Raw genomic sequence first — 21,835 nt, 5'->3', positions numbered from 1 at the left:
CCCGATAGACGCGCATGCTTGGGTACAGACGCGCCCGTTAGAACGGTCGTTTCTTTGCGTAACGGGTGCGTTTGGCCGGAACGGCCGCTAAGTCAGGCGGGGCGCGGCGAGGGAGGCGGAGCCAGGGTGGGGGCGAGGATGACGGGCGGATTACACCACTATTCAATTGATTGCTAGACTCACGGGGGCGGGACGGCGCGGGACGCGGGCGCACCGGTCGCTGGGGCGATGGGAGACACAAGGTGACGGCTAGGCAAGACGTGACGGCTAGACACGACCCGACGGCCACGGATTCACGCGGCAGGGAGTTCAAGGACTCGATCTTCACCCAGTTCGCCCGCTCCGCGGCGGCCTTCAGCAGTCCGAGACGGGTGGAGATCATCGATGTGCTAGCGCAAGGGGAACGATCGGTGGAGTCGATCGCGACCGAGTCAGGCCTGACCATGGCCAACACCTCACGCCACTTGCAGGTTCTGAAGAACGCGGGGCTCGTCGCCTCCCGCAAGGACCGGCTTAACGTCATCTACCGGCTCGCGGACCCCAGCGTGCTCAAGGGGTACCAGGCGCTACGGGCTCTATCAGAGAGCCGGATCGGTGACGTCCACAAACTCGCTGAGGCGTTCTTCGGCGAGGTCGACGGGGCAGAGGCAGTCAGCATCGACGAGCTCCGGCGGCGCGCGTCCGCTGGAGAGATACTCCTGATCGACGTCCGCCCCGAGTTGGAGTTCATGGCGGGTCACATCGCCGGCGCCGTGAGCGTGCCGCTCGCTGAACTGTCCCGACAGATCTCCGAGCTTCCCCGGGACCGCACGGTTGTCGCGTATTGCCGCGGGCCCTACTGCGTCATGGCCGCGAGCGCGGTGCGTGAACTGCGCCGAGCCGGGCTGTCAGCGGTTCGGATGGACGGCGGATTGCCCGAATGGAAGGCCGCCGAGCTGCCGGTCCGGGTCGGCGCGTGATCGTGGAAGAGGCCAAGTCAACCAACCAACAACGGAGACGCCAATGAGTATCCTGATGATCTTGAATGACCCGCCGTACGGAACAGAGCGCACCTACAACGGGCTGCGGCTGGCGATCAACCTGCTGACCAAGAACGATGATCTCGACCTGACTGTGTTCCTGATGGGCGACGCAGCCAGCTCCGCCAAGTCGGGTCAGACAACGCCAAACGGCTACTACAACGTCGAGCGGATGCTGTCATCGGTGCTTCGCAAGAGCGGGAAGGTACTAGCCTGCGGCACGTGCATGGACGCGCGAGGACTCACCGATGAAGATCTCGTCCCAGGAGCGACCCGGAGCACGCTTGATGAGCTCACCGCGCTCACAACCTCATCGCGAAAGGTCCTGGTGTTCTGATGGCAAGACCTGGCCCAAGGCCTGGAACCACGACCCTGATTCTCGGCGGTGGCATAGGAGGAATCGTCACCGCGAACCGACTCAGGCGGCGCCTCGGACGCGAACACCGCGTGATCCTGGTGAACCGGGATGCCGACTTCACGCTGGCCGCCTCATACTTGTGGGTCATGACCGGGCAACGCACTCGGACTCAGATCACACGGCCCCTGCGCAGGCTCGAGCGCCGTGGGATCGAAGTCCTCATCGGCGAGGTTGACGGCATCGATCCGGGCAACCGAACCGCCACGGTGGATGGGCAGACGATCGACGCCGACAATCTCGTGGTGGCCCTGGGAGCTGACTACGCCAGCGACCAAGTAGAGGGCCTCGCGGCTACTGGTCAGACCTACGCGACGCTCGACGGCGCCGAGCGTCTGCACGATCAACTGCTCGCCATCGAGCGGGGTCGAGTCCTGATAATGACAGCGGCCCCCCTGTACAAGTGCCCGGCGGCGCCCTACGAGGCAGCGCTGTTCGCCGACGCGATCCTGCGGCGCCGCGGCGTCCGCCAGGATGTCGAAATCGCTATTCACGCAGCGGAGCCGGCGCCGATGGGCATTGCCGGTCCAACGATCTCCGAGGCCGTGCGCCAGATCCTGTCCCAGCACGAGATCGACTATCAGCCCGCCCACCAAGTCACCGGCGTCGAGCCGGGCCGGGCCAGCTTCGCCGACGGCCAGGAGGTCCCGTTCGACCTGCTGGCGTACATGCCGCCGATACGGCCCCCCGCTGTGCTGGCCGGGTCCGGACTGGTTGGTGACAGCGGATGGATCGAAGCCGACCGGAACATGCTCACGACAGCTTTCGACGGCGTCCACGCGATCGGCGACAACGTCTCGATCCCCCTGACCATGGGCAAGCCCCTTCCGCGCGCGGGAGTGTTCGCCCACGCCCAAGGACACGCCGTCGCCGACAACATCGCAGCGCGGATTCGAGGCGACCAGCCGCCCGCGCGGTTCGACGGCACCGGTGGCTGCTTCATCGAGATTGGCTCGGGCCGTGCGGGCTACGGCTCGGGCGACTTCTACGCTGAACCAACACCATCGGTGACGATCCGCAAGCCAGCCCGCCGCTGGCACATCGGCAAGCTGCTGCTGGAGCAGAGCATCCTGCGGCGGTGGCTGTGAGTCGCCCGCTGCGGCGGTGGCTGTGAGTCGCCCGCCTAAGCGGTGACCGTCATCGCTGAGCCGAGAAGGGAGCGACCTTGATCTACCTGGACCACAACGCGACTACCCCGGTTCTGCCCGAAGTGCTGAACGCCATGCTGCCTTACCTGAAGAGCGACTTCGGCAACCCGTCCAGCAGCCACCCTCTGGGCCAGCGGGCCCGCGCGGGCGTAGAAAGGGCACGCGAGCAGGTCGCCGCCTTGCTGTCCTGCGAGCCCGACGAGGTCTTCTTCACTTCGGGCGGAACCGAGTCGAACAACATCGCCATCCTCGGCGCGGCCGCACTCGCCGACCAATCGCGCCACCGGGTCGTGACTTCAACCGTCGAGCACCCCGCAACCGTTCAGCCGTGCGCGCGACTGGGCGCCGACGGTTGGAGAATCACCCGACTGCCTGTGGGCGCGACCGGATCGGTCGACGCGACGGGCTTCGACGCGACGTGCGACGCCAGCGTCGCCCTGGTCACCTTGATGCTCGCCCAAAACGAAACCGGAGCTTTGATGCCGGTACGCCAGGTTGCGGAGTCTGCCCATCGATGCGGCGCCCTGTCCCACACAGATGCCGCGCAGGCGATCGGCAAGATCGCTGTAGGCGTCGATGACCTCGGAGTTGACCTGCTGTCAATAGCCGGACACAAGGTCTACGCGCCCAAGGGTGTCGGCGCGCTCTACGTGCGCAGCGGCACTCCCATCCGTCCTGTTCTTGTAGGCGCGGGTCAGGAACGCGGCCTGCGGCCTGGCACGGAGAACGTGGCGTCGGTCGTCGGCCTGGGAGCGGCATGCGAACTGGCCGCCGCGAGCCAGCCGACAGAGCGGCCCAGGTTGACCGAGCTGCGCGAGACCCTGTGGGAACGACTCTCGGCAGCAGTGCCGGGCCTTGTCCGGCACGGTGATCGCGAGAACTGTCTGCCGAACACGCTGAACGTGTCCTTCCCAAACGTGTCAGGCAACGCGGTATTGGACGCGACCCCTGACGTCGCGGCGTCGACCGGATCGGCCTGCCACTCCGGCGGTGAGGATCCGTCGCCCACACTGACGGCCATGGGTGTCGACCGCGACGTGGCACTTGGAGCGGTCCGGCTGTCGCTGGGCAAGTCGACAACCAGCGCCGACATCACCCGCGCGGCGGACGCTCTCGCGGCGGGATTCGCCGCAGCCGCGTCTCAGCCGTAGCGCAACAACATATACGGCACGGTCAGCGCGATAGTTAGCGCGGCGGTGGGAAGGCCGTAGCGCAGCCATGTGCCGAACGAGATCTTGATCCCGTTGCGGGCCGCGATGCCCACGACGACAACGTTGGCACTGGCCCCGACCAACGTCGCGTTTCCTCCGAAGTCAGCGCCGGCAGCCAGGACCCACCACAACGCCCCCTGCTCGCCCAGCTCTGGGTTTGAGGCGATAAGAGACGCTACAACTGGCGTCATAGCCGTGACATACGGAATGTTGTCGACAACGGCGGACAGCACCGCCGACATGACCAGGACCACGAGCATCGTCGGGACGAGGGCTGATCCCGTCGCTCCCGCAAGTTGTTCGGCGATCATCTCCAGTGCGCCGACATGAACCAGGGCGCCGACGAGGATGAACAGCCCGCAGAAGAACAGCAGGGTCTCCCACTCCACATCGGCCACAAGATCCTGGGCCCGTAGCGGAGACAGCAACAGCATGATCCCAGCGCCGACCAGCGCCACCACCGAGGGCGCAACACCGGTCTGCCGCTCCAGCAGGAATCCGGCGATTATGGCCGCCAGCACCAGCCCGCTGCGCCAAAGCAGGCGCGGGTCGGTGATCGCCTCACGCTCGTCGAGCGCATGGAGCATCTCGGCGCGCGCTGGGTCAGCGGTCAGCGCCTTGCGGAACATGAACCGGGCCAGCAGGATGAACGACGCCATCAGAATCACGACAAGCGGCAACATGTGGACCAGGAAGTCCACGAAGGACAGCCCTGCGCGGCTGGCGATGATGATGTTCGGCGGGTCACCAACGAGGGTCGCGGCGCCACCTATGTTGGATGCGAGAGCCTCCGCGATCAGGAACGGCACGGGCATCAGGCCCAACCTGTCGCATACCAACAAGGTGACTGGTGCGATCAGGAGCAGCGTTGTCACATTGTCCAGCAGCGCCGAGGCGACCGCGGTGACGAGGATGAGCAGCACCATCACCCGGAAGGGTTTTCCGTGGGCCAGCTTGGCCGATCGGATCGCCATGTACTCGAACACGCCCGTGCGGCGGATGACACCGACGACCAGCATCATTCCCAACAGCAGGAAGATGACATCCCAGTCGATGCCGGTTTCAAGGGAGTAGAAAGCGTCCTCAGAGCTGAGGATTCCGAGGCCCAGGACTAGCCCGGCTCCTCCGAGAGCAGCAGCGACGCGGTGGATCCGCTCGGTCGCGATTAGAACGTAGACGCCGGCGAATATCGCGACGGCGATCCATCCGACAAGGGTCATCCCAGCAGACGCCCGATCAACTCGTGGACCGTGACCACGCCAAGGAGCTTCCCCTCGTCCTCCACCCCCACCAGGGGAAGGCGAAGATCCGCCATCAGGGCCGCCATCTCGATCATGGTGGAGTCGCCGTCGACGGTATGGCTTGGCTCGTCATCGTCACGGTCCAGGGCATTGAGCAGGTCCGCCACTGTATGCCCGGCCAACCCACTAGCGAGCGTGTCCGCGGACTCCTCATCCCACACTCGGGCAAGTGCGGCGTCGTCCAAAACGTATTGGGGGAGCATCACTCGCAGCACCTGCGACGCTGGCACGATCGTGAACGAAGCGCCCTGCCTCACGTCCTGGATCACAACGCCGGGAAGGCCCGACGACACAAGAGCCCGCATAGCTTCGAGCGCGTCATCTGACGGCTGTAGCACGGGCACTTCCTGAGCCATGTCACAAGCGAGCATCCCGACAGTTTCCCAGACCGCCCGGTGGCGCGGTCCGGTGGCCCATCAACCTCCAGACGCCATTGGCGTAGTCACGGCTAGCCTGGTGCGCGATGGAAACGGGAACCGATGACGCCGAGCCGCGCCCATCGCGGGCGCGTAGCGGCCGCCTATCCCGGCACCCCTGGCTGACTCGCAACCTCATCGTCTTGTCAGCCGTGTCGCTCGCGCAGGACGCCGCCAGCGAGATGCTGTACCCACTGCTGCCGATTCTGCTGACCTCAGTGCTGGGCGCCCCGGCCGTAGTGGTCGGGCTCGTCGAGGGGGTGGCCGAAGGGGCTTCGGCTCTGGTCAAGTACCTCTCCGGGCGAGCCTCAGATCACGTTGGCCGCAAGCCCCTAGTCGCCGCCGGATACGGACTGGCCGCGCTCGGGAAAGTCGTCGTGGCAGCCTCGTTCGTATGGCCACTGGTTCTGGTGGGCCGCGTGATCGACCGGGTCGGCAAAGGAACCCGAGGAGCGCCCAGGGATGCCCTGCTGGTCGAGGACATGCCGGCGACCGCGATGGGCCGGGCGTTCGGGTTCCATCGCGCGGCGGACAGTCTCGGCGCGGTCATCGGCCCGCTCGCCGGACTCGCTGTCCTGGCCGCCACCGGCGGCGACATCCGCATCGCGCTGTGGGTAGCGATCGTGCCAGCGTGCATCAGCGTGCTCCTGGTCGCGCTGACCCGAGAGCACCGCAGACCGAAGGCCAAGCCGCGGCCCACTCGCCCCGAGGAATCCGCCGCCAGGACTAGCCCAGCGAAGACCAGCCGAGTGAAGCGGTCGCCGTTGTCCAGACAGTTCCGGATCGTCGTCGTGGTCCTGGCGTTGTTCGCGCTTGTGAACTTCCCCGACGCGCTCGTTCTTCTGCGGGTGTCGGAGCTGGGCTTCTCCGCCGCCGGAGTCGTTGCCGTGTACGTGGTATTCAACCTGTCCTACGCGGCGATCTCGCTTCCCGCGGGCGCGCTGGCCGACAGGTGGCCCAAGTCCCGCGTCTACGCGCTCGGCCTGGTTTGTTTCGCCATCGGGTACATCGGACTCGGACTCACCGATGGCGGGTGGGTCGTAGTGCCTCTGTTCTTGATCTACGGCGGCTTCGCCGCGTTCACCGATGGAGTCGGAAAGGCGTGGATCTCCGTACTGGTCCCCGCCGATGTGCGAGGCCGGGCGCAGGGGATTCTGCAGGGGCTAAGCGGTGGCGCGGTGCTCATCGCCGGGCTCTGGGCGGGGCTGCTGTGGGGTGTGGGAGCGGGATCTGGAACCTTGCCCCTACTGCTGTCGGGGGCAGTGGCCGCGGTCGCGGCTGTCGCGCTTTGGACGGCCGGGCGGCGCCTCGGCTGACTCGCCGCCGTCAATGAGCTGAACGCCCAGGTAGCGTTCGTCCTGATGGACGGTGATGGCCTCCTCGCCCAAGGGGATCCGGCAGCAGCGGACGGCAGGTTCGCTCAAGCCGCTGACTCGGCTTCGCGCGGCCTGGCGTCGATCCCGGACGAAGCTCGCGTGCGCGTGGCCAAGAAGACGTCGAACCTGTTCCGGGGCCGTTCGGCTGGAGCCCATGAACTCGACCTTTCGGAATTCTCCAGCGTGTACAGCGTCGATTCGGAGAACCGGACCGCGACCGTCGGTGGACTCACAACCTATGAGGACTTGGTGGCGGCCACGCTGCCCCATGGGCTCGTGCCCCTGTGCGTGCCGCAGTTGCGGACCATCACCCTCGGAGGTGCCGTGACGGGTCTCGGGATCGAGGCCGCGAGTTTCCGCAACGGCTGCCCTCATGAATCAGTGCTGAGCATGGATGTCCTGACCGGGGACGGCACGATCGTTCACGCGCGACCGGACGGTCGGTATTCAGATCTGTTCCACGGGTTTCCCAATTCATACGGCACTCTTGGCTACGCGCTGCGGCTCGTGATCGAACTCGAACCGGCTCCGGGCTTCGTCAGTCTCAGACACGTCCCGTTCAGCTCGGCCGCCGACGTCGCGGCTGCGATCGCCGCCATCGCCCGGGACGGACTCTGGGATGGCGAGCGCGTCGACTACGTGGACGGCACGGTGTTCGCCCCAGATGAGACCTACCTGACGTTGGGCCAATACGCTGACGTGGCGAACAGCCCGGTTTCCGACTATCGCGGGATGCGGATCTACTACAAGTCGATCCAGCAACGGTCGTCGGACATCCTCACGGTCAATGACTTCCTGTGGCGCTGGGACACGGATTGGTTCTGGTGCTCGCGGCCGTTCGGAGTCCAGAACCCGGTGATTCGCAGACTCTGGCCGAAGTCACGGCTGCGTAGTGATGTGTACTGGCGCATCGTCGCGTGGGACCGCCGGTTCGGACTCAGCGCCCGCGCGGACCGGTTGCGCGGACGCTCAGCCCGAGAGCCGGTCGTCCAGGACGTCGAGGTGCCGGTGGACGCGTTGCCTGAGTTCATGGACTTCTTCCACCGCGAGGTTGGGATTACCCCTGTATGGCTGTGTCCCCTGCGGCAGCGCGACCCCGCCGCTCGGTGGCCCCTGTATCAGTTCGACCCCGACACGACTTACGTCAACGTCGGGTTCTGGTCGACCGTGCCTGTGCCGGAAGGCGTCGAGGCCGAATCGGGAACCATCAACCGCCGCATCGAGGCCGAGGTCACTCGCCTTGGGGGCCGGAAGTCTTTGTATTCCACGTCGTTCTACCCCCGCGACGAGTTCTACAGGATCTACGGTAAGGACCAGTACTGGAACCTGAAGCACAAGTACGATCCCGGCGGCCGGTTCGCCGAACTGTACGACAAGTGCGTGGGCGGGGGCCGGGTGCCGGGGCCGGAGCCCGCGGCGTGAGGCTTGAAGCCGCGGGGTCGGCCACGGGACCGGTCCTCCGACGATTAACAGGAGTATGCGATGGATCTTGCGGAGGTCTTCGTGAAGGTCTTGGGCGACGACATCGACATCGAGTTCGTTGCCTTCGATGGCAGCAAGACGGGGCGCATCGGCTCAGACACTCGGCTGGAGGTGAAGTCTCCCCGCGCGGTGAGCGCGATCGTGGCTGCCCCTGGGCAGTTGGGCGTCGCGCGCGCCTACGTCAACGGTGACTTGGACTTCACCGGCGACGTCTACACCGCGTTCGAACGCCTGGCTGCAGCCGCGGCCGAGCACCGTTTGAGCTGGTCGGACAAGGCGAGGCTGGCGAAGCAGTTCGCACCCGCCGCGTTGCGCAGGCGGCCACCACCACCACCGGAGGAAGTGCGCCTTTCGGGCCGTCGGCACGGCAAGCGGCGCGACGCCGCAGCGATCAGTCATCACTACGACGTTTCCAACACGTTCTACCGCTGGCTGCTTGGCCCGACGATGGCCTACACGTGCGCCGTTTTCCCTACCGCGGATGCCACCCTGGACGAGGCTCAGGACGAGAAGTTCGATCTGGTGTGCCGCAAGCTGGATCTTCAGCCCGGGATGCGCCTGCTTGACGTCGGGTGCGGCTGGGGCGGGATGGTCCGGCACGCGTCGGCTAACTACGGGGTCAAGGCGATCGGCGTGACTTTGTCGCGCCAGCAGGCGGAGTGGGGCGCTCGCATGCTCCAGGACGAGGGTCTGTCGGGCCTGGCGGAAGTGCGTCACGGGGACTACCGAGACGTGCCGGAGTCCTCATTCGACGTTGTTTCGTCGATCGGCCTGACCGAGCACATCGGCAAGCCCAACTACCCGTCGTACTTCCAAAGCCTGCGTTCCAAGCTCGTGGATGGCGGGAGGTTGCTGAACCACAGCATCACCCGATCCGACACCGGCGCCGCGACTCTGAAGCGGCGGGGTTTCATCAACCGCTATATCTTCCCCGACGGGGAACTCGTGCATGCCGGCCATCTAGTCGACCAGATGGAGCGAGCGTCTCTTGAAGTGCAGCATGAGGAGAACTTCAGGGTCCACTACGCGATGACTCTCGCGAAGTGGTCGGAGAATCTCGACGAGCACTGGGATGAGGCGGTGGCCGAGATCGGCCTGAGGAAAGCGCGCGTCTGGCGGCTCTACCTGGCGGGGTCGCGCTGGGGATTCGTCCACAACGTGATCCAACTCCACCAGGTTCTGGCGACTCGCACCTCAGAAGGAGGCGTCTCGGGGATGCCGTTGCGCCCCAAGTGGTAGCCGCGCCCTAGTCAGGGACACTCGTGCGCCGCGGCTGGATGCCCAGGACCTTAGCCGCCGTCGACGAAGCGCCGCCGCAGCCACAGGGATACGTACACAAGCGCGACCAGTGCCGGCACTTCGATCAGAGGCCCCACGACCCCCGCCAGTGCCTGCCCAGAGGTGACTCCCCAGACTCCGATGCTGACCGCGATCGCCAACTCGAAGTTGTTTCCCGCGGAAGTGAACGCGACAGTCGCGGTCTTCGGATATCCAAGTCCCGCGCGGGCACCGGCAGCGAAGGAGACGCCCCACATCACGGCGAAGTACACCAGCAACGGGATCGCGATCCTGGCCACAGCAACCGGCTCGCTGGTGATGGCGTCGCCCTGAAGCGCGAACATCACGACGATCGTGAACAGCAGTCCGTAAAGGGCGAAAGGCCCGATGCGGGGCAGGAACCTTGCTTCGTACGCGCGCACCCCCACGGTCCGGATGCCGATGCGCCGTGTGAGGTATCCGGCCAGCAGCGGGATCCCCAGGAAGATCAGAACCGCCTGAGTGATCTCCCACATCGAGAACTGCACGTCCTGAGTCGGCAGGCCCAACCAGTCGGGCAAGATTCGCAGGTAGAAAGTGCCCAGGAGCGAGTACGCCAGGATCTGGAACAGCGAGTTGATCGCGACGAGTAACGCGCCGGCTTCCCTGTCACCGCCCGCGAGTTCGTTCCAGATCAGCACCATCGCGATGCAGCGCGCAAGGCCGATCACGATCACCCCGGTGCGGAACGCGGGCTGGTCAGCGAGGAACACCCAGGCCAGCGTGAACATCAAAGCGGGCCCGATGACCCAGTTGAGCACCAGCGAAAGCACGAACATCCGCCGGTCTCTGGTCAAGTCCCCCATGCGCTCGTAGCGGACCTTTGCGAGCACCGGGTACATCATCAGCAGCAGGCCGAACGCGATTGGTAGTGAAGTCTGGCCGATCGAGACTGAGTCGAGCACGCCCTGCGTAGCTGGCACTAGCCGCCCCAGTAACAATCCTCCGGCCATCGCCGCCAGAATCCATACGGGCAGGAATCTGTTCAGCAGGGATAGCCTGGCGAGAACTTCGTGCTCGTCTACGTCAGCGGCCGACGTGGCCGCGGGGTTCTGGCTCATTTGGTGTTCGTCACGATCTGGTCGATGAGCGCGGTGATGCGGGCGCGGATCTGGTCCCTGATGGGCCGCACCGCCGCGACGCCTCTACCAGCGGGGTCTTCCAGAACCCAGTCTTCGTACCGCTTGCCCGGGAAGACAGGGCACACGTCGCCGCAGCCCATCGTGATCACAACGTCGGACTCGCGCACGGCGTCGGTGGTGAGGACCTTCGGAATCTCCGCCGAGATGTCGATCCCCTCTTCCAGCATCGCTTCGACGACCGCCGGGTTGACGCTTTCGGCAGGCGCGGAACCGGCGGAGCGGACCTCTATCCGGTCGCCGGCCAGATGCGTTAGATACGCGGCCGCCATCTGAGAGCGCCCGGCATTGTGTATGCAGACGAACAGGACTGAGGGTTTCAACGGCGCGTGTCTCCATTCAGGTCGCGGACTGCCTGGGGGGTTACCCCAAGTTCATTGACGCCTATCGCTCGGTCCCCGCTCTGGAACTGCCCGCGCCCCACAGGCACGCCGCGCCCCGGAATCTGCCCGTAATGGTCGCTACCGGCCCGGAATCCGCGTTCTTAGCGACCACAACGGGTCGATGCTGTCCAGGAACCGGACAAAATGGACACCCAGATCCTTCAATGGCACTCTGCCGCCCCCGCCCGAGTGCGCTGCTTCTCCAACCCACAGACATGTCACAAGAGCCTTTCATTGACGCCTATCGCTCGGTCCCCGCTCTGGAACTGCCCGCGCCCCACAGGCACGCCGCCAGCTCACACAGCCTGTCCTGGGCCAGCGAGTACCAGGCCCACGTTCCCCGGGATTCGCGATGAAGCAGTCCGGCATCAACCAGGATCTTCAGGTGATGGCTCACAGTGGACTGCGAAAGACCCACCGGCTCGATGAGGTCGCACGCGCAGACCTCGCCCTTCTCGCTCGCGCCGATCAGCGCCAGCAACTGCAGCCTGGCCGGATCGGCGATCGCGCGGAACAACGCCGCCAGGGATTCGGCGCAGTCCCTGCTCAACGGCTTGCCAAGGCCCTGGGGGCAACACGCTGGCCCCTGGGGGCAACAGTCCGGCCCCGAGCTCACCGCCTCGGCCGCCGGGCAACAGTCCGGCACCGAGGTCACCGCTTCGACTGCCGGGCAACACGCAGTTTCAGTCATTCGATCCGCCTTCCCATCGCGCGCTTCAGGCGCGCGCGTCCGCTGAACTCACGATCGTATCGACGACCGTCGATGTCGATCCAACACCCTACATCGACGCCTGTCAATGTAGCTCCGCCGCTGGGCTGGCTCGTGAGTACCCACCCGCAACAAGCCCGACTCGCGTCACTCCTCCGGCGGCGGTCGGCGACGCTGCTTCAGCTGAGACCGGTGCCGCTTCGACAACAGCCGCCGCTCGACCGACCCCCTGCTTGGTCGGCTGGCCCTACGCCGACGGGGATCGGGAGCCAATCCCGACGCGATCAGATCCGCCAATCGCCGTAGCGCCACTCGCCGGTTCTGCCACTGACTGCGATGCTCCGCCGCCACGACGCGGAGCTCGCCGTCGACGAGTCGCTGGGCCAACCGCTGCTTCAACCGCTCGCGCTGCGGTTCGGACAGCGCCACGGTCCTATCGATGTCCCACCTGACTTCGACCCGAGAATCCGTCGTGTTCACCGACTGCCCGCCCGGCCCGGACGAGCGGCTGAACCTCCAGGTCAGTTCATCCGCCGGGATGGCGACGCCCGGACACACATGCAGCGGTCCGCCGACGGTATCCATGACTCCATGATTGCCCCCGGGGGCTCGGAAGGTGAGCTGATCCCGCATCGCTAGGAGCCCCAGAACGCCGCCACTTCCGGCAGGTCGTGTATCGCCTGCCTTCTACCCTGGGACATAGCCGACACCACCGACGTAGGTGACATCAACTCATCCTCCTCAACGTGCTCGGGGCCCCGGGCCATGACGCGTGTGCCCGTCTCCGCGAGTGCACTCACCTCGCGATCGAAGCCACCGACAGCGTTCGTCATGCCGCTGTAGTCCTTGTTGGACAGGGCCAGCATGGAGATCACAAGGGCCCTGCCCGATCCGGCCACGACATCGCAATGACTTCCGGTTCCCGAAACGCCGCCGTCCATGCAGCGCCGGTCAAGCAGCGGCTGCGGGCTGAACAAGCCGGGGACGGCGCTGCTCGCGGCAACGGCTCGTACCGGCGAAACACCTGCCTTGTCGGTGATGATCAAGCGCTGGCCCGAGAACGCATCGACCGTGGAGATCTTCAGCGCCGGAGATGGCCACACGCGTTTGGCAACTACCAGGCCGATGTGGCGCCGCATCTGTGCCGATGACGGCGTATCCGCCGCCAACGCCGCGTGCCCGATGCCACGAACCGTTACCGGGTCCGCGTTGGTAGCTTCGCGGAACATCTGCACGGCCCTCAGTTGGCTCTCGTTTAGCCCAGATGCGGGAGCCAGGGCGGCCAGCAGTGAGGGCCGCTTACTCATGAAGGCAGTCTCGGCGGCGAGGCGTCCCAGACGGCCCGCGGTCAGGACCGCCGCTATCAGAGAACCGGCCGACGTCCCAACGACCACCTCGGCGGAGTTCAACCGGACGCCGGCCTTGTCCAACTCGTGTAGGTAGGCCACCTGCCACGCGACGAAGAACAGACCGCCCCCGCCCAGGACCAGAGTGCGATCCTGACCTGCCCCGTAGCGCGCCTCGAACGAAATCGAAACGGCGAGTCCGTCTTGGGTCATGGCCCCAAGCTATCGGGGTGGCGCGGGTGACTCTCGATGTGCGCGACTGCGACAAGCGCTGGCATGCCGACCGGCTCAAGCTGCCAGGAGGCGCTCCAGTTCCTTGATGTCCTCAAGTCGAACCAGAGCCTCCGGGTCAGTCGCCCGCACAAACGCGTCCGCAAGTTCCAGCATGGCGAGCGTACCGCGCTCAGCAGTGCCCGCCTCGGCGCCGAACCAGGTCGCTACCCGGTCCCAGCGGTAGACGGCGGGGCCGTTGCTGGTCAGGGAAGCCGGGAAGCCGCCTGGACCACGGGCTCCTGTGCTCAGCAGCCTGACGCTCTCGTACGTCCGCCCGGTGCGATCAGCGATTTCCCGCAGCGAAACAAGCTCGGGGTCAGTGCCAACCGAACGCACGCCGATCCCAGTTGACCGGACCTCGAGCACGGCAGACACGATCGCAGTTATCAGGCTCACGCCCTCGCGGTCGAAGTGCGCCAGTCCGGTTTGGTTCCTGACCTCGAGCGTGGCATCGTCACATCCCGCGTCGAACAAGGCGTCTTCGTCCGTCTTGCTCGGCGGGCGGTCAAGGACCAACGTGAAGCGATGATTCATGGCCCCTCCTCCTGGTGGTGGTGTTTGGCTGCCGCCCCCTGGGACCGCATCCTGGCACGATGGTCCGACAGCGACATTGCCATCGAGGCGACCGGGCAGCCATCCGCGACGCCATCGCCCTTCAGCTCGGGCGCCCAGCCGCGTAGTTGTCGGACCGTTGCGGCACAGTAGTCGTGCTGGCCCAACAGTCCTAGGCCAGCGCAACCTCGATGACGAGCGGGCCGGCGAAAACGCGAAGCGGGGAGAGAATGACGAACGGCGAGGGTGCTGCGGCCAAGAACCACGCAGCGTTCATCTGGTCGGTGGCGGACTTGTTGCGCGGGGACTACAAGCAGTCCGAATACGGCAAAGTGATCTTGCCGTTGACAGTGCTGCGGCGCCTGGATTGCGTCCTTGGACCCACCAAGGGCCGGGTTCTGCGGGCTCATGCGAGGTACGGCGACCGGGACAAGATCCTGGAGAAGGCAGCCGGGCAACAGTTCTACAACACGTCCAGACTCGACCTGCCGAAACTCCTGAACGACCCAGCGAACATCGCTGACAACCTGCGCGCGTACATCGCCGCGTTCTCCGCCGGAGCCCGGGACGTCATCGACAAGTTCGACTTCGGCGCCCAGATCTCCCGCCTGGACCGGAGCGACCTGCTCTACCTTGTGGTCTCCCGCTTCTGTGACATCGACCTGCACCCCGACAAGGTGTCCAACGTCGAGATGGGCTACTTGTACGAGGAGCTGATACGGAAGTTCTCCGAGCTGTCCAACGAAACCGCCGGTGAGCACTTCACCCCGCGCGAGGTGATCCGGCTGATGGTCAGCCTTCTGTTCGCCGAAGACGACGACCTGCTCACCAAGCCAGGAATCGTCAAGACGCTGTTCGACCCCGCGTGCGGCACCGGCGGTATGTTGTCGGTCGCCGAGGACTGGCTGCGCGACCATAACCCCGACGGACGCCTGGAGGTGTTCGGTCAGGAACTGAACGCCGAAACGTACGCGGTTTGCCGCTCCGACATGATGCTCAAAGGTCAGGACGCTTCCCACATCAGCTTCGGCAACTCCTTCAGCGAGGACGGCCACTCCGGCATGAAGTTCGACTACCTGCTGGCCAACCCGCCGTTCGGTGTCGAGTGGAAGAAGGTCGCCGACCCGATCAGGAACGAGAAGGACAGGCTCGGGTTCGCCGGACGATTCGGCGCCGGGCTGCCCCGCATCAACGACGGCTCCTTCCTGTTCCTGCAACACATGATCCACAAGATGAAGGCCACCAAGGACGGGGGTTCGCGGCTGGCGATCGTCTTCAATGGCTCGCCGCTGTTCTCAGGAGCGGCGGGGTCCGGGGAATCGGAGATCCGGCGCTGGATCATCGAGAACGACTGGCTCGAGGCCATCGTCGCCCTGCCGGACCAGCTGTTCTACAACACCGGCATCTCCACCTACTTCTGGATCATCACGAACCGCAAGAGTCCACACCGGCGCGGCAAGATCCAACTGGTTGATGCGCGCGATTGCTTCGTCAAGATGCGCAAGAGCTTGGGCGACAAGCGCAAGCAGATCAGCGACGAACAAGTGGGCGACATCGTGCGCCTGTATGGCGAGTTCGCCGAAGGTGTGAAGGTCAAGATCCTGCCGAACCACGCGTTCGGGTTCATGCGCGCCACCGTTGAACGACCCCTGCGTCTGCGGTGGGAAATCACCGAAGACGGCATCGAAGCGCTGCTCGCCGACAAAGCCATGAACCGCGTGGCTCCCGAGCTGCACCAGCCGATTTCAGATGCGCTGCGCGGGGTGATCGGTCAGCGCGCCGAAGATGCGGGCGGGATCATCAGCATCGTCAGCGACGCGGTGCCTTCGTCGTGGCCCGACGCGAAGCCGATCCGTGACGCCATCGACCACGCGTTCGCCATCCGTGACCCCGACATCGAACCGATCACCGACCGCAAAGGCAACCCCGAACCCGACCCAGAACTGCGCGACCACGAGAACATCCCACTCCCGGCCATCGACGTCGCCTACGAATCCGAAGTCACCGCCAGACTCGCCAGCCTCGAATACCGGACCGCGATCAATGACTACATCGAGGCCGAAGTCCACCCCTACGTCCCGGACGCCTGGGTGGACCACGACAAGCCCAAGATCGGCTACGAGATCCCCTTCACCCGGCATTTCTACAAGTACGTGCCGCCCCGACCGTTGGCCGCGATCGACGCCGAGATCAAGGCCCTGGAGGCCGAGATTCAGAGACTCCTCGGCGAGGTGACGGGGTGAGTACGACACTCGACTGGTCCGGCGGCGTCTGTCGTTTCCCGTCCGTGATGTTCAAACGGTTGTTCACGCCCATTGAACGTCCTGTGCCGCCAGCAGCGCAGATGGTTACCGCGTTCACCGACGGGCAAGTCACGCTGCGGAGCAACCGAGACAAGATCGGATACCACGAAGCAGCGGATATGGACGGATACAAAGGTGTCCGACCTGGAGACTTCGTTGTGCACGGCCTTGACATTCTTCGGGGTTCAGTCGGAGTCTCCGATTCAGCGGGCGCCATCTCTGCCGTCTGCACAGTCTGCCGACCATCGGCTCGCGTTGATCCCCGCTTTGTCGCTCATGCCATGCGGGCCCAAGCTTCTCTAGGTGTCCCGAAGGCAATGGCACGCGGGATTCGCGAAGGCGGTGCCGACTTCAGACGCTGGGACACGCTCGGAGAAATGTCGGTCCCGGTGCCACCCCTTGACGACCAGCGGCGGATCGCCGACTACCTCGACGCCGAAACCACCCGCCTCGACGCCCTCATCGAAACGAAGAGGCGGTTGGGCTCATTGCTCGTGTCCCGGTTCCAACGCTCGCGCGATGCCCGGCTCTGGGGGACCGTTGGCGACGGTCTGGCGCAGCGGGGCCCGTGGCCGTGGATTCCGATCAGGCACCTGGCTTCGATACACGGTGGCCTCACCCTGGGCAAGTCATACGACGAGCCCTGCGTCTCATGGCCGTACCTGCGAGTTGCGAATGTCCAGGATGGGTATGTGAACCTGGATGACTTGGCATCGGTTCGCGTGCCTGAAAGCGCGGCACGCCGTCACGCGCTGAAGAACGACGACTTGTTGGTACTGGAAGGCAACGGCAATCCTGCAAACCTGGGGCGAAGCGCGCTGTGGGATGGCAGCGTGGAGCCTTGCCTCCACCAAAACCATGTTCACGCGGTCCGCGCGGACCCGGAGCGAATGGTGCCTCAACTGCTCTACTGGCTGCTCCGCACCGAGTGGGCTCGTTGGTGCTTCGCCGGGTCGGAGGACTCGGTCTCGATTGCGACATTGAGTCAGGAGCGAATCGCTTCGCTCCCTGTTCCCGTCCCACCGCGATCTACGCATGCCGCGCTGGCAGCGTATCTGGCGACCGCGTGGGCGGAGAACGAAGCGCTGCTGGACGCGAACGACCGCAGCATTCGCCTCCTCACCGAACGCCGCCAGGCATTGATCACCGCTGCCGTGACCGGCGAGTTCCAGGTTCCGGAGTCGGCGGCGTGAGCGTGAGCGCGACGTTTCAGGATGGCAAGGAGCAGTCCGGACCATCCTTGGCCGCTCCATCACGGTCGTCCCGCTCTCAGCCAGCACGATCAGCTGGGGCCGACTGCTACGCGATGCGCATCTGTGACCCGCCAAAATCGGCGATCACCTCAACACTGCCGCCAAGAGCTTCGACGTAGGACCGCAGTGTCGCTAGCTCGGTGTGCGTGAGATCGCCGTTCTCGATCTGGCTGATCCGGGCTTGTCGAACGCCGATCGCTTCCGCAAGCTGGGTTTGAGTCTGACCTAGATTCTTGCGAATCTCGGCAAGCCTGTATGCGCGCACGTGATCATCGGTGATCCGCTTCGCTTCGGCGGCTAGTTCGGGGTGCTCAAGGCCGCGAGCTTTCGCCTCAGCCTTGACGTCGTCCCAGGTGCGGGCCATCTCTATCGCTTCCCTTCTATCCATCTCGCCCATCGCCGCTCGGCGATGGGAACATTGGTCAAGTACCAGCGCTTCCACTGCCCGGACTTGTTACCTGCCATGAGCAGCACGGCTTGGCGGTCCGGGTCGAACGCGAACAGGATCCGTACTTCGCTTGACCCGGCTGATCCTGGCCGCAGCTCCTTCATCGCGTGCAGGGTTGAACCGTGGATACGATCAACCAGTGGGCGCCCCAGTGCGGGGCCACTCATGGCAAGCATGTCGATGGCTTGTTCCACGAGCTTCGCCGACAGGGGGTCCGTGCTAGCGAGTTCTAGGAACCAGTCCTCCACCTCCCTGAGCAGGATGACTGACCACATAGCCTTCATACCGGATTCTACCAGAATATAAGTCACGGGTTATCAGTGGGATGGTTACTCAATGTCCTCGCAGCACGTGGCAGCGCCAGAGGACGACACCTACAGTCGCGCGTTACCATGCCAGCGCTGATCGCCGATAGGAGCTTCGTCCATGCCCGTACCTGACTTGGACCTACACAGGATCCGCAGGTTCGCCGAAAGCCGTGTCCCGATGCAGGTGCGGAACGAGGTGCGGGTCGAGGTCACGGTGCGCGGCAACTCGGTGACGGTTGTTGAGCGGCGGCCGCCGTGGAACGATCCCCTCAGCCCAGACTGGACGACATTCCCGATCACCCAATTGCGCTGGGATCCGAAGCGGAAGACGTGGTCCCTGTGGTGGCGCGACCGGAACGCGCGCTGGCACACCTATTCGCAAACCCAACCGACGCCGGACGTCACATTGCTGCTGGCCGAGATCGACACCGATCCAACCTGCATCTTCTGGGGCTGAGCGGGCGCCCGCAGCGGTGGAGTGGCAAGGCGCCGATGCTGCGTGCTGTCCCCGTCAACAAGGGGCCGGCCCGGTTGGAGCGGGCTGACCCGGGGGCACCCCAGGCAAGGCCTGTGGTGTCGGCCCCAAACTAGGATGGCGAGCTGTTGCGGCCCAAGTCTCGGCCCCAACTCGGAGCTTCTCGTGGGGGTGAGGGCGTGGGGCAGCGTGCATCCAGGAAGGCGTGGGCTCAGCATCCCAAGAAGTACTTCCGGGAGCCGCTAGCCCTGGCGGAATCTCGAGGCTGGTCGCTACGACAGTCCTCCGGACACTCGTGGGGGACGATCAAGTGTCCATCTGGCGCTTGCTCCATCGTGATCTTCTCCACCGGCAAGGGTGGTGAGTCAGTCGCACTCGGCATCAGCCGGAAGATCGAACGGTGTCCCCATGGGGGAGTCGACCTGCCCGGTGGTGATCCAGCGAACGGCTACCTGGACGGCGCTCAGAGACTGATCGAGGGAGCCGAAGCGTTGAGACGCCGGGGTGTGACCGACGAGAAGATCATGGAGGTTCTTTCGGAGGCCGATGATGCTGTGGGTGAGGCCGCCGGGTCGGATCGGCTGAAGGTCGCATTCCGACACGGATCAGGTTGGCAGATGCCAACCGCAGTTGATACCTTGGGCATCACGCGAGCGGAGCCAGCCATGACCACAGCCATCACACTCCAAGTGACCGGAATCGACCTGAGCGACGAATCGGTCTTGGCTGTCATAGGCGAGCAGCTTTCGGACGCCATGTGGGCCGAGACGGACGGCATCGTGACGATGACGATCTTCACTGACAAGGACGCGCCGGTCGCGGAAGCCACACTCGCTGCCCGTCGTGTCCGCAATCGCATCCCGGGCGCCAAGGCCATTCGCGTCTACCAAGACCTCGTGTCTGTCTCAGACATCGCTGGCCGTGTGGGAGTGTCGCGCGAAGCGACCCGCAAGTGGGCCAAGATCGTGACGGGTGCGGCTTTCCCAACACCGGTAGGAGCCGCCGGTGGCGGCGAGCGTGGCGCGACCCGCTTGTGGGAGTGGGCCTCAGTTGCTCGCTGGCTGGAACGCGAACGCGGAATCGACATGGATGAGGACTTGCCAGACGCGATCACCGTCGCCGAGATCAACGCCCGCCTCGCCGGGATCCCCGACGTTGCCAAGGGCACCATCAAGCGAACGGTATCGAGTGGACCCGCTCGAACGAAGCAGTCGCGACCCGCCGTGTGACGACGTGGGCGCGCACTATGCGAGGACCGCCAGCGCCCAGCCGCGCACCGGCGGCGGCGCTGGATCGCCCCAGGGGCGACTCAGCGGCGATTCACAGCTGCATCAGCGAAGATCATCGGCTTGCCGTCAGCTGTCTCCAAGGTGATGCGCAAGTCACGTGGGTCTACATCCAATGCGAACGGGACGCCTTCTCCGATCAGTTGCTTGAGTTCCCGCGCAGTGTCCGCAGCTGCTGTGAACCCGGCGACGTCGGATGATTCCGCCCACCATGACTCCCCGTCACGATGCACGATCACTCTGATCTCACGCGGCTTGGTCATGCTCCCAGTATCCTCATCGCTGCGGCTTCGTCCAGCCCAACATCTCTGATCAGTACCTTTCTGACTGCGCCACCACCAACTGTCGCCCCGTCGAGGAACGCAAGCGTAATCGTCGGGTAACCTGCCTCACTTGCCAGCCGACCGGCTTCGTCTCACCCGAGATCACCGTCGTCCCACTTCCTCCAGCCGTGTTCGACCCTGAATCCCGACCGGTCCAACAGGATCGTGACATCTTCGTAGCGGGAGATGACCTCAAGAACGGGCTCCAACTCAGCGAGCAGAACGCGGCCAGCCTCCCACTCGCGGCATCCAAGGTAGATCACCCGCCCGATTGGCCGCTTCGCGCGCTTGCGTGCCATCTCCTCGTCGTGGGTGATCAGGATCGCCCCCATGTCGTCGGCCGCTACGACCAGCAGGTCGTCCTGCGCATCCGAGAGACCCACGGTTGCGGCGGTCTCACAACTGTGGCCAACTCGGCGCAGGCAATGAGCGACATCCGCCGAGACGCACTGATCGAGCAAGAAGAGCTGCGGGCTCACGCCGAAGCCATCGCCTGCCGAGCAGCAGCGATGTCAGCGGGTTTCAGGTCCGGGTATGCATGGAATACGTCGGCGTCAGAGAAACCTTCCCGCAGGTAGTTCTCGACGGTGGTGACTGGGATTCTCGTCCCGGCGAACACTGCCCGCGAGCCATGAACGCCTCGGCGGCGCTCGACTCGGCCAGCTCGGTCACTGCGGTCTGGCTGGACGCTACTGCGAATCGCGGCACGGATCTTCGCCAGGGGAATGACTTGGTGGATGACGGCCTGGCCGATCTGGCGTCCGCCCTCCCACGATCCGTCGGGCAGCTGGAAGTAGATGTCGTTCCCAGCCACCGCGAACTTCATCTGCCGAAGTGGCTTCTGGTGTCCTGTCTGGCGAAGGCGCTCAGTCACAGCGCGCATGTGCTGCAGAGATACCGAGTCGCGGATCTGCGCGGCCACGAGAAGTTCGACCATGGAGTCGAAGTCGTAGAAGATGGCCCGGCGTCTCCCAACCCGGCGCTCCGAACTGGGCGTCACGATCCCCTTGGCCGCCCACTCCCTGAGCCGGGCAACCCTAATCCCGGCGAGCTCGGCGGCCCGCGATTCAGTGAAGGTGACCAGTTCTCCCCGCATGCCGCCATTATCAACTACTACGACCCCGCACGCGCCGCAGAAACTCGCTTGAGGATTAGCGGCTCCTCGGATTCCAGTGGGGGCCTGCGGGTTGTGGGTGTTTTCTTGCTTCTGGCCGTGTCGTTGGGTGGGGTTGTCGGGGGGGTCGATTAGTATCGGACACATGTTCGATGGTGTTGGTTCCTCGCCTCTTGACCCGGCAGCCGGGTCGAGGGTTTTCGCCGCGCCTGTGGCCGACGCGTCGAGCCTGGCGGAG

Annotated in this window: 24 protein-coding genes; 11 read left to right on the top strand and 13 right to left on the bottom strand. The window is 65.0% G+C overall.

Going from position 1 to position 21,835, the window contains the following annotated elements:
- Nucleotides 1-242 precede the first annotated feature (242 nt).
- The 4 genes from Q8P38_02340 (at nucleotide 243) to Q8P38_02325 (ending at nucleotide 3,733) form a co-directional block, all read left to right on the top strand.
- Complete coding sequence (locus Q8P38_02340; GenBank protein MDP4013451.1) at nucleotides 243-959, top strand: metalloregulator ArsR/SmtB family transcription factor; 717 nt, start codon at nucleotides 243-245, stop codon at nucleotides 957-959.
- Nucleotides 960-1,002: 43 nt separating this feature from the next.
- Nucleotides 1,003-1,356, top strand: coding sequence for a DsrE family protein (locus tag Q8P38_02335; protein ID MDP4013450.1), 354 nt, complete (start codon nucleotides 1,003-1,005; stop codon nucleotides 1,354-1,356).
- Nucleotides 1,356-2,522 (top strand): FAD/NAD(P)-binding oxidoreductase, encoded by a 1,167-nt coding sequence (locus Q8P38_02330; GenBank protein ID MDP4013449.1) that lies wholly within the window; start codon nucleotides 1,356-1,358, stop codon nucleotides 2,520-2,522. Before Q8P38_02335 ends, Q8P38_02330 begins: the two co-directional genes overlap by 1 nt.
- Nucleotides 2,523-2,599: 77 nt before the next feature.
- Nucleotides 2,600-3,733: a cysteine desulfurase family protein gene (locus tag Q8P38_02325; GenBank protein ID MDP4013448.1), complete on the top strand. Its 1,134-nt coding sequence runs from the start codon at nucleotides 2,600-2,602 to the stop codon at nucleotides 3,731-3,733.
- Here the strand turns inward: Q8P38_02325 and Q8P38_02320 are convergent.
- Both Q8P38_02320 and Q8P38_02315 read right to left on the bottom strand, forming a co-directional pair.
- A complete protein-coding gene (locus Q8P38_02320; GenBank protein MDP4013447.1) occupies nucleotides 3,724-5,013 on the bottom strand; it encodes an ArsB/NhaD family transporter in 1,290 nt (429 codons plus the stop codon). The genes Q8P38_02325 and Q8P38_02320 overlap by 10 nt on opposite strands.
- A complete protein-coding gene (locus Q8P38_02315; protein MDP4013446.1) occupies nucleotides 5,010-5,465 on the bottom strand; it encodes a CBS domain-containing protein in 456 nt (151 codons plus the stop codon). The genes Q8P38_02320 and Q8P38_02315 overlap by 4 nt, the downstream gene beginning before the upstream one ends.
- Before the next feature lie 92 nt (nucleotides 5,466-5,557).
- Between Q8P38_02315 and Q8P38_02310 the strand changes: the two genes are divergently transcribed.
- Genes Q8P38_02310 through Q8P38_02300 form a run of 3 tightly spaced genes read left to right on the top strand, consistent with a single transcriptional unit; the run spans nucleotide 5,558 to nucleotide 9,607 of the window.
- The gene (locus Q8P38_02310) at nucleotides 5,558-6,826 is read left to right on the top strand and encodes an MFS transporter (protein MDP4013445.1); all 1,269 of its coding nucleotides are present in this window, start codon (nucleotides 5,558-5,560) and stop codon (nucleotides 6,824-6,826) included.
- Nucleotides 6,827-6,871: 45 nt separating this feature from the next.
- Nucleotides 6,872-8,308 (top strand): FAD-binding oxidoreductase, encoded by a 1,437-nt coding sequence (locus Q8P38_02305; protein ID MDP4013444.1) that lies wholly within the window; start codon nucleotides 6,872-6,874, stop codon nucleotides 8,306-8,308.
- Between the two features lie 60 nt (nucleotides 8,309-8,368).
- Entirely contained in the window at nucleotides 8,369-9,607 is a 1,239-nt protein-coding gene (locus Q8P38_02300; protein MDP4013443.1) for a class I SAM-dependent methyltransferase, read from the top strand.
- 50 nt (nucleotides 9,608-9,657) lie between these two features.
- On the opposite strand, the gene arsB is transcribed toward Q8P38_02300, so the two are convergent.
- The 6 genes from arsB to Q8P38_02270 form a co-directional block, all read right to left on the bottom strand.
- Nucleotides 9,658-10,746, bottom strand: coding sequence for an ACR3 family arsenite efflux transporter (gene arsB / locus Q8P38_02295; protein MDP4013442.1), 1,089 nt, complete (start codon nucleotides 10,744-10,746; stop codon nucleotides 9,658-9,660).
- Nucleotides 10,743-11,147, bottom strand: a complete 405-nt coding sequence (locus tag Q8P38_02290) for an arsenate reductase ArsC (GenBank protein ID MDP4013441.1) — start codon at nucleotides 11,145-11,147, stop codon at nucleotides 10,743-10,745. Before Q8P38_02290 ends, arsB begins: the two co-directional genes overlap by 4 nt.
- Before the next feature lie 301 nt (nucleotides 11,148-11,448).
- Nucleotides 11,449-11,898, bottom strand: coding sequence for a metalloregulator ArsR/SmtB family transcription factor (locus Q8P38_02285; GenBank protein ID MDP4013440.1), 450 nt, complete (start codon nucleotides 11,896-11,898; stop codon nucleotides 11,449-11,451).
- Nucleotides 11,899-12,063: 165 nt separating this feature from the next.
- A complete protein-coding gene (gene arfB / locus Q8P38_02280) occupies nucleotides 12,064-12,501 on the bottom strand; it encodes an alternative ribosome rescue aminoacyl-tRNA hydrolase ArfB (GenBank protein ID MDP4013439.1) in 438 nt (145 codons plus the stop codon).
- 50 nt (nucleotides 12,502-12,551) lie between these two features.
- A complete protein-coding gene (locus Q8P38_02275) occupies nucleotides 12,552-13,475 on the bottom strand; it encodes a patatin-like phospholipase family protein (GenBank protein MDP4013438.1) in 924 nt (307 codons plus the stop codon).
- Nucleotides 13,476-13,550: 75 nt separating this feature from the next.
- A complete protein-coding gene (locus Q8P38_02270; protein ID MDP4013437.1) occupies nucleotides 13,551-14,069 on the bottom strand; it encodes a hypothetical protein in 519 nt (172 codons plus the stop codon).
- A 248-nt stretch (nucleotides 14,070-14,317) separates the two neighbouring features.
- Between Q8P38_02270 and Q8P38_02265 the strand changes: the two genes are divergently transcribed.
- Complete coding sequence (locus Q8P38_02265; protein MDP4013436.1) at nucleotides 14,318-16,330, top strand: class I SAM-dependent DNA methyltransferase; 2,013 nt, start codon at nucleotides 14,318-14,320, stop codon at nucleotides 16,328-16,330.
- On the top strand, nucleotides 16,327-17,583 hold the full coding sequence (locus tag Q8P38_02260) for a hypothetical protein (GenBank protein MDP4013435.1): 1,257 nt from the start codon (nucleotides 16,327-16,329) through the stop codon (nucleotides 17,581-17,583). The genes Q8P38_02265 and Q8P38_02260 overlap by 4 nt, the downstream gene beginning before the upstream one ends.
- Before the next feature lie 106 nt (nucleotides 17,584-17,689).
- Here Q8P38_02260 and Q8P38_02255 read toward each other — a convergent pair whose 3' ends face one another.
- Nucleotides 17,690-18,031, bottom strand: coding sequence for a helix-turn-helix transcriptional regulator (locus tag Q8P38_02255; GenBank protein MDP4013434.1), 342 nt, complete (start codon nucleotides 18,029-18,031; stop codon nucleotides 17,690-17,692).
- Nucleotides 18,010-18,375: a type II toxin-antitoxin system RelE/ParE family toxin gene (locus tag Q8P38_02250; protein ID MDP4013433.1), complete on the bottom strand. Its 366-nt coding sequence runs from the start codon at nucleotides 18,373-18,375 to the stop codon at nucleotides 18,010-18,012. Before Q8P38_02250 ends, Q8P38_02255 begins: the two co-directional genes overlap by 22 nt.
- Before the next feature lie 142 nt (nucleotides 18,376-18,517).
- Between Q8P38_02250 and Q8P38_02245 the strand changes: the two genes are divergently transcribed.
- The gene (locus Q8P38_02245) at nucleotides 18,518-18,856 is read left to right on the top strand and encodes a DUF3024 domain-containing protein (protein MDP4013432.1); all 339 of its coding nucleotides are present in this window, start codon (nucleotides 18,518-18,520) and stop codon (nucleotides 18,854-18,856) included.
- 197 nt (nucleotides 18,857-19,053) lie between these two features.
- On the top strand, nucleotides 19,054-20,103 hold the full coding sequence (locus Q8P38_02240) for a hypothetical protein (protein ID MDP4013431.1): 1,050 nt from the start codon (nucleotides 19,054-19,056) through the stop codon (nucleotides 20,101-20,103).
- Nucleotides 20,104-20,183: 80 nt separating this feature from the next.
- On the opposite strand, the gene Q8P38_02235 is transcribed toward Q8P38_02240, so the two are convergent.
- The 3 genes from Q8P38_02235 to Q8P38_02225 form a co-directional block, all read right to left on the bottom strand.
- Nucleotides 20,184-20,423 (bottom strand): hypothetical protein, encoded by a 240-nt coding sequence (locus Q8P38_02235; GenBank protein ID MDP4013430.1) that lies wholly within the window; start codon nucleotides 20,421-20,423, stop codon nucleotides 20,184-20,186.
- Nucleotides 20,424-20,575: 152 nt separating this feature from the next.
- Nucleotides 20,576-20,962: a DUF5615 family PIN-like protein gene (locus Q8P38_02230; GenBank protein ID MDP4013429.1), complete on the bottom strand. Its 387-nt coding sequence runs from the start codon at nucleotides 20,960-20,962 to the stop codon at nucleotides 20,576-20,578.
- Entirely contained in the window at nucleotides 20,959-21,579 is a 621-nt protein-coding gene (locus Q8P38_02225; protein MDP4013428.1) for a DUF433 domain-containing protein, read from the bottom strand. Before Q8P38_02225 ends, Q8P38_02230 begins: the two co-directional genes overlap by 4 nt.
- Nucleotides 21,580-21,835: the final 256 nt, after the last annotated feature.

The organism is Candidatus Nanopelagicales bacterium, from assembly GCA_030700225.1.
In the GTDB taxonomy this organism is placed as follows: Bacteria; Actinomycetota; Actinomycetes; order S36-B12.
The sequence above is the reverse complement of the archived record's forward strand: the minus strand, read 5'-3'. Positions and strand labels throughout refer to the sequence as shown.

Coding starts and splice junctions, on each gene's coding strand:
- arsB (MDP4013442.1), bottom strand. CDS start 10,746: ATGAGCCAGAACCCCGCGGCCACGTCGGCCGCTGACGTAGACGAGCAC.
- Q8P38_02310 (MDP4013445.1), top strand. CDS start 5,558: ATGGAAACGGGAACCGATGACGCCGAGCCGCGCCCATCGCGGGCGCGT.
- Q8P38_02270 (MDP4013437.1), bottom strand. CDS start 14,069: ATGAATCATCGCTTCACGTTGGTCCTTGACCGCCCGCCGAGCAAGACG.
- Q8P38_02225 (MDP4013428.1), bottom strand. CDS start 21,579: ATGCGGGGAGAACTGGTCACCTTCACTGAATCGCGGGCCGCCGAGCTC.
- Q8P38_02285 (MDP4013440.1), bottom strand. CDS start 11,898: ATGACTGAAACTGCGTGTTGCCCGGCAGTCGAAGCGGTGACCTCGGTG.
- arfB (MDP4013439.1), bottom strand. CDS start 12,501: ATGGATACCGTCGGCGGACCGCTGCATGTGTGTCCGGGCGTCGCCATC.
- Q8P38_02275 (MDP4013438.1), bottom strand. CDS start 13,475: ATGACCCAAGACGGACTCGCCGTTTCGATTTCGTTCGAGGCGCGCTAC.
- Q8P38_02330 (MDP4013449.1), top strand. CDS start 1,356: ATGGCAAGACCTGGCCCAAGGCCTGGAACCACGACCCTGATTCTCGGC.
- Q8P38_02235 (MDP4013430.1), bottom strand. CDS start 20,423: ATGACCAAGCCGCGTGAGATCAGAGTGATCGTGCATCGTGACGGGGAG.
- Q8P38_02265 (MDP4013436.1), top strand. CDS start 14,318: ATGACGAACGGCGAGGGTGCTGCGGCCAAGAACCACGCAGCGTTCATC.
- Q8P38_02320 (MDP4013447.1), bottom strand. CDS start 5,013: ATGACCCTTGTCGGATGGATCGCCGTCGCGATATTCGCCGGCGTCTAC.
- Q8P38_02250 (MDP4013433.1), bottom strand. CDS start 18,375: ATGAAGGCTATGTGGTCAGTCATCCTGCTCAGGGAGGTGGAGGACTGG.
- Q8P38_02335 (MDP4013450.1), top strand. CDS start 1,003: ATGAGTATCCTGATGATCTTGAATGACCCGCCGTACGGAACAGAGCGC.
- Q8P38_02305 (MDP4013444.1), top strand. CDS start 6,872: ATGGACGGTGATGGCCTCCTCGCCCAAGGGGATCCGGCAGCAGCGGAC.
- Q8P38_02245 (MDP4013432.1), top strand. CDS start 18,518: ATGCCCGTACCTGACTTGGACCTACACAGGATCCGCAGGTTCGCCGAA.
- Q8P38_02300 (MDP4013443.1), top strand. CDS start 8,369: ATGGATCTTGCGGAGGTCTTCGTGAAGGTCTTGGGCGACGACATCGAC.
- Q8P38_02255 (MDP4013434.1), bottom strand. CDS start 18,031: ATGGATAGAAGGGAAGCGATAGAGATGGCCCGCACCTGGGACGACGTC.
- Q8P38_02315 (MDP4013446.1), bottom strand. CDS start 5,465: ATGCTCGCTTGTGACATGGCTCAGGAAGTGCCCGTGCTACAGCCGTCA.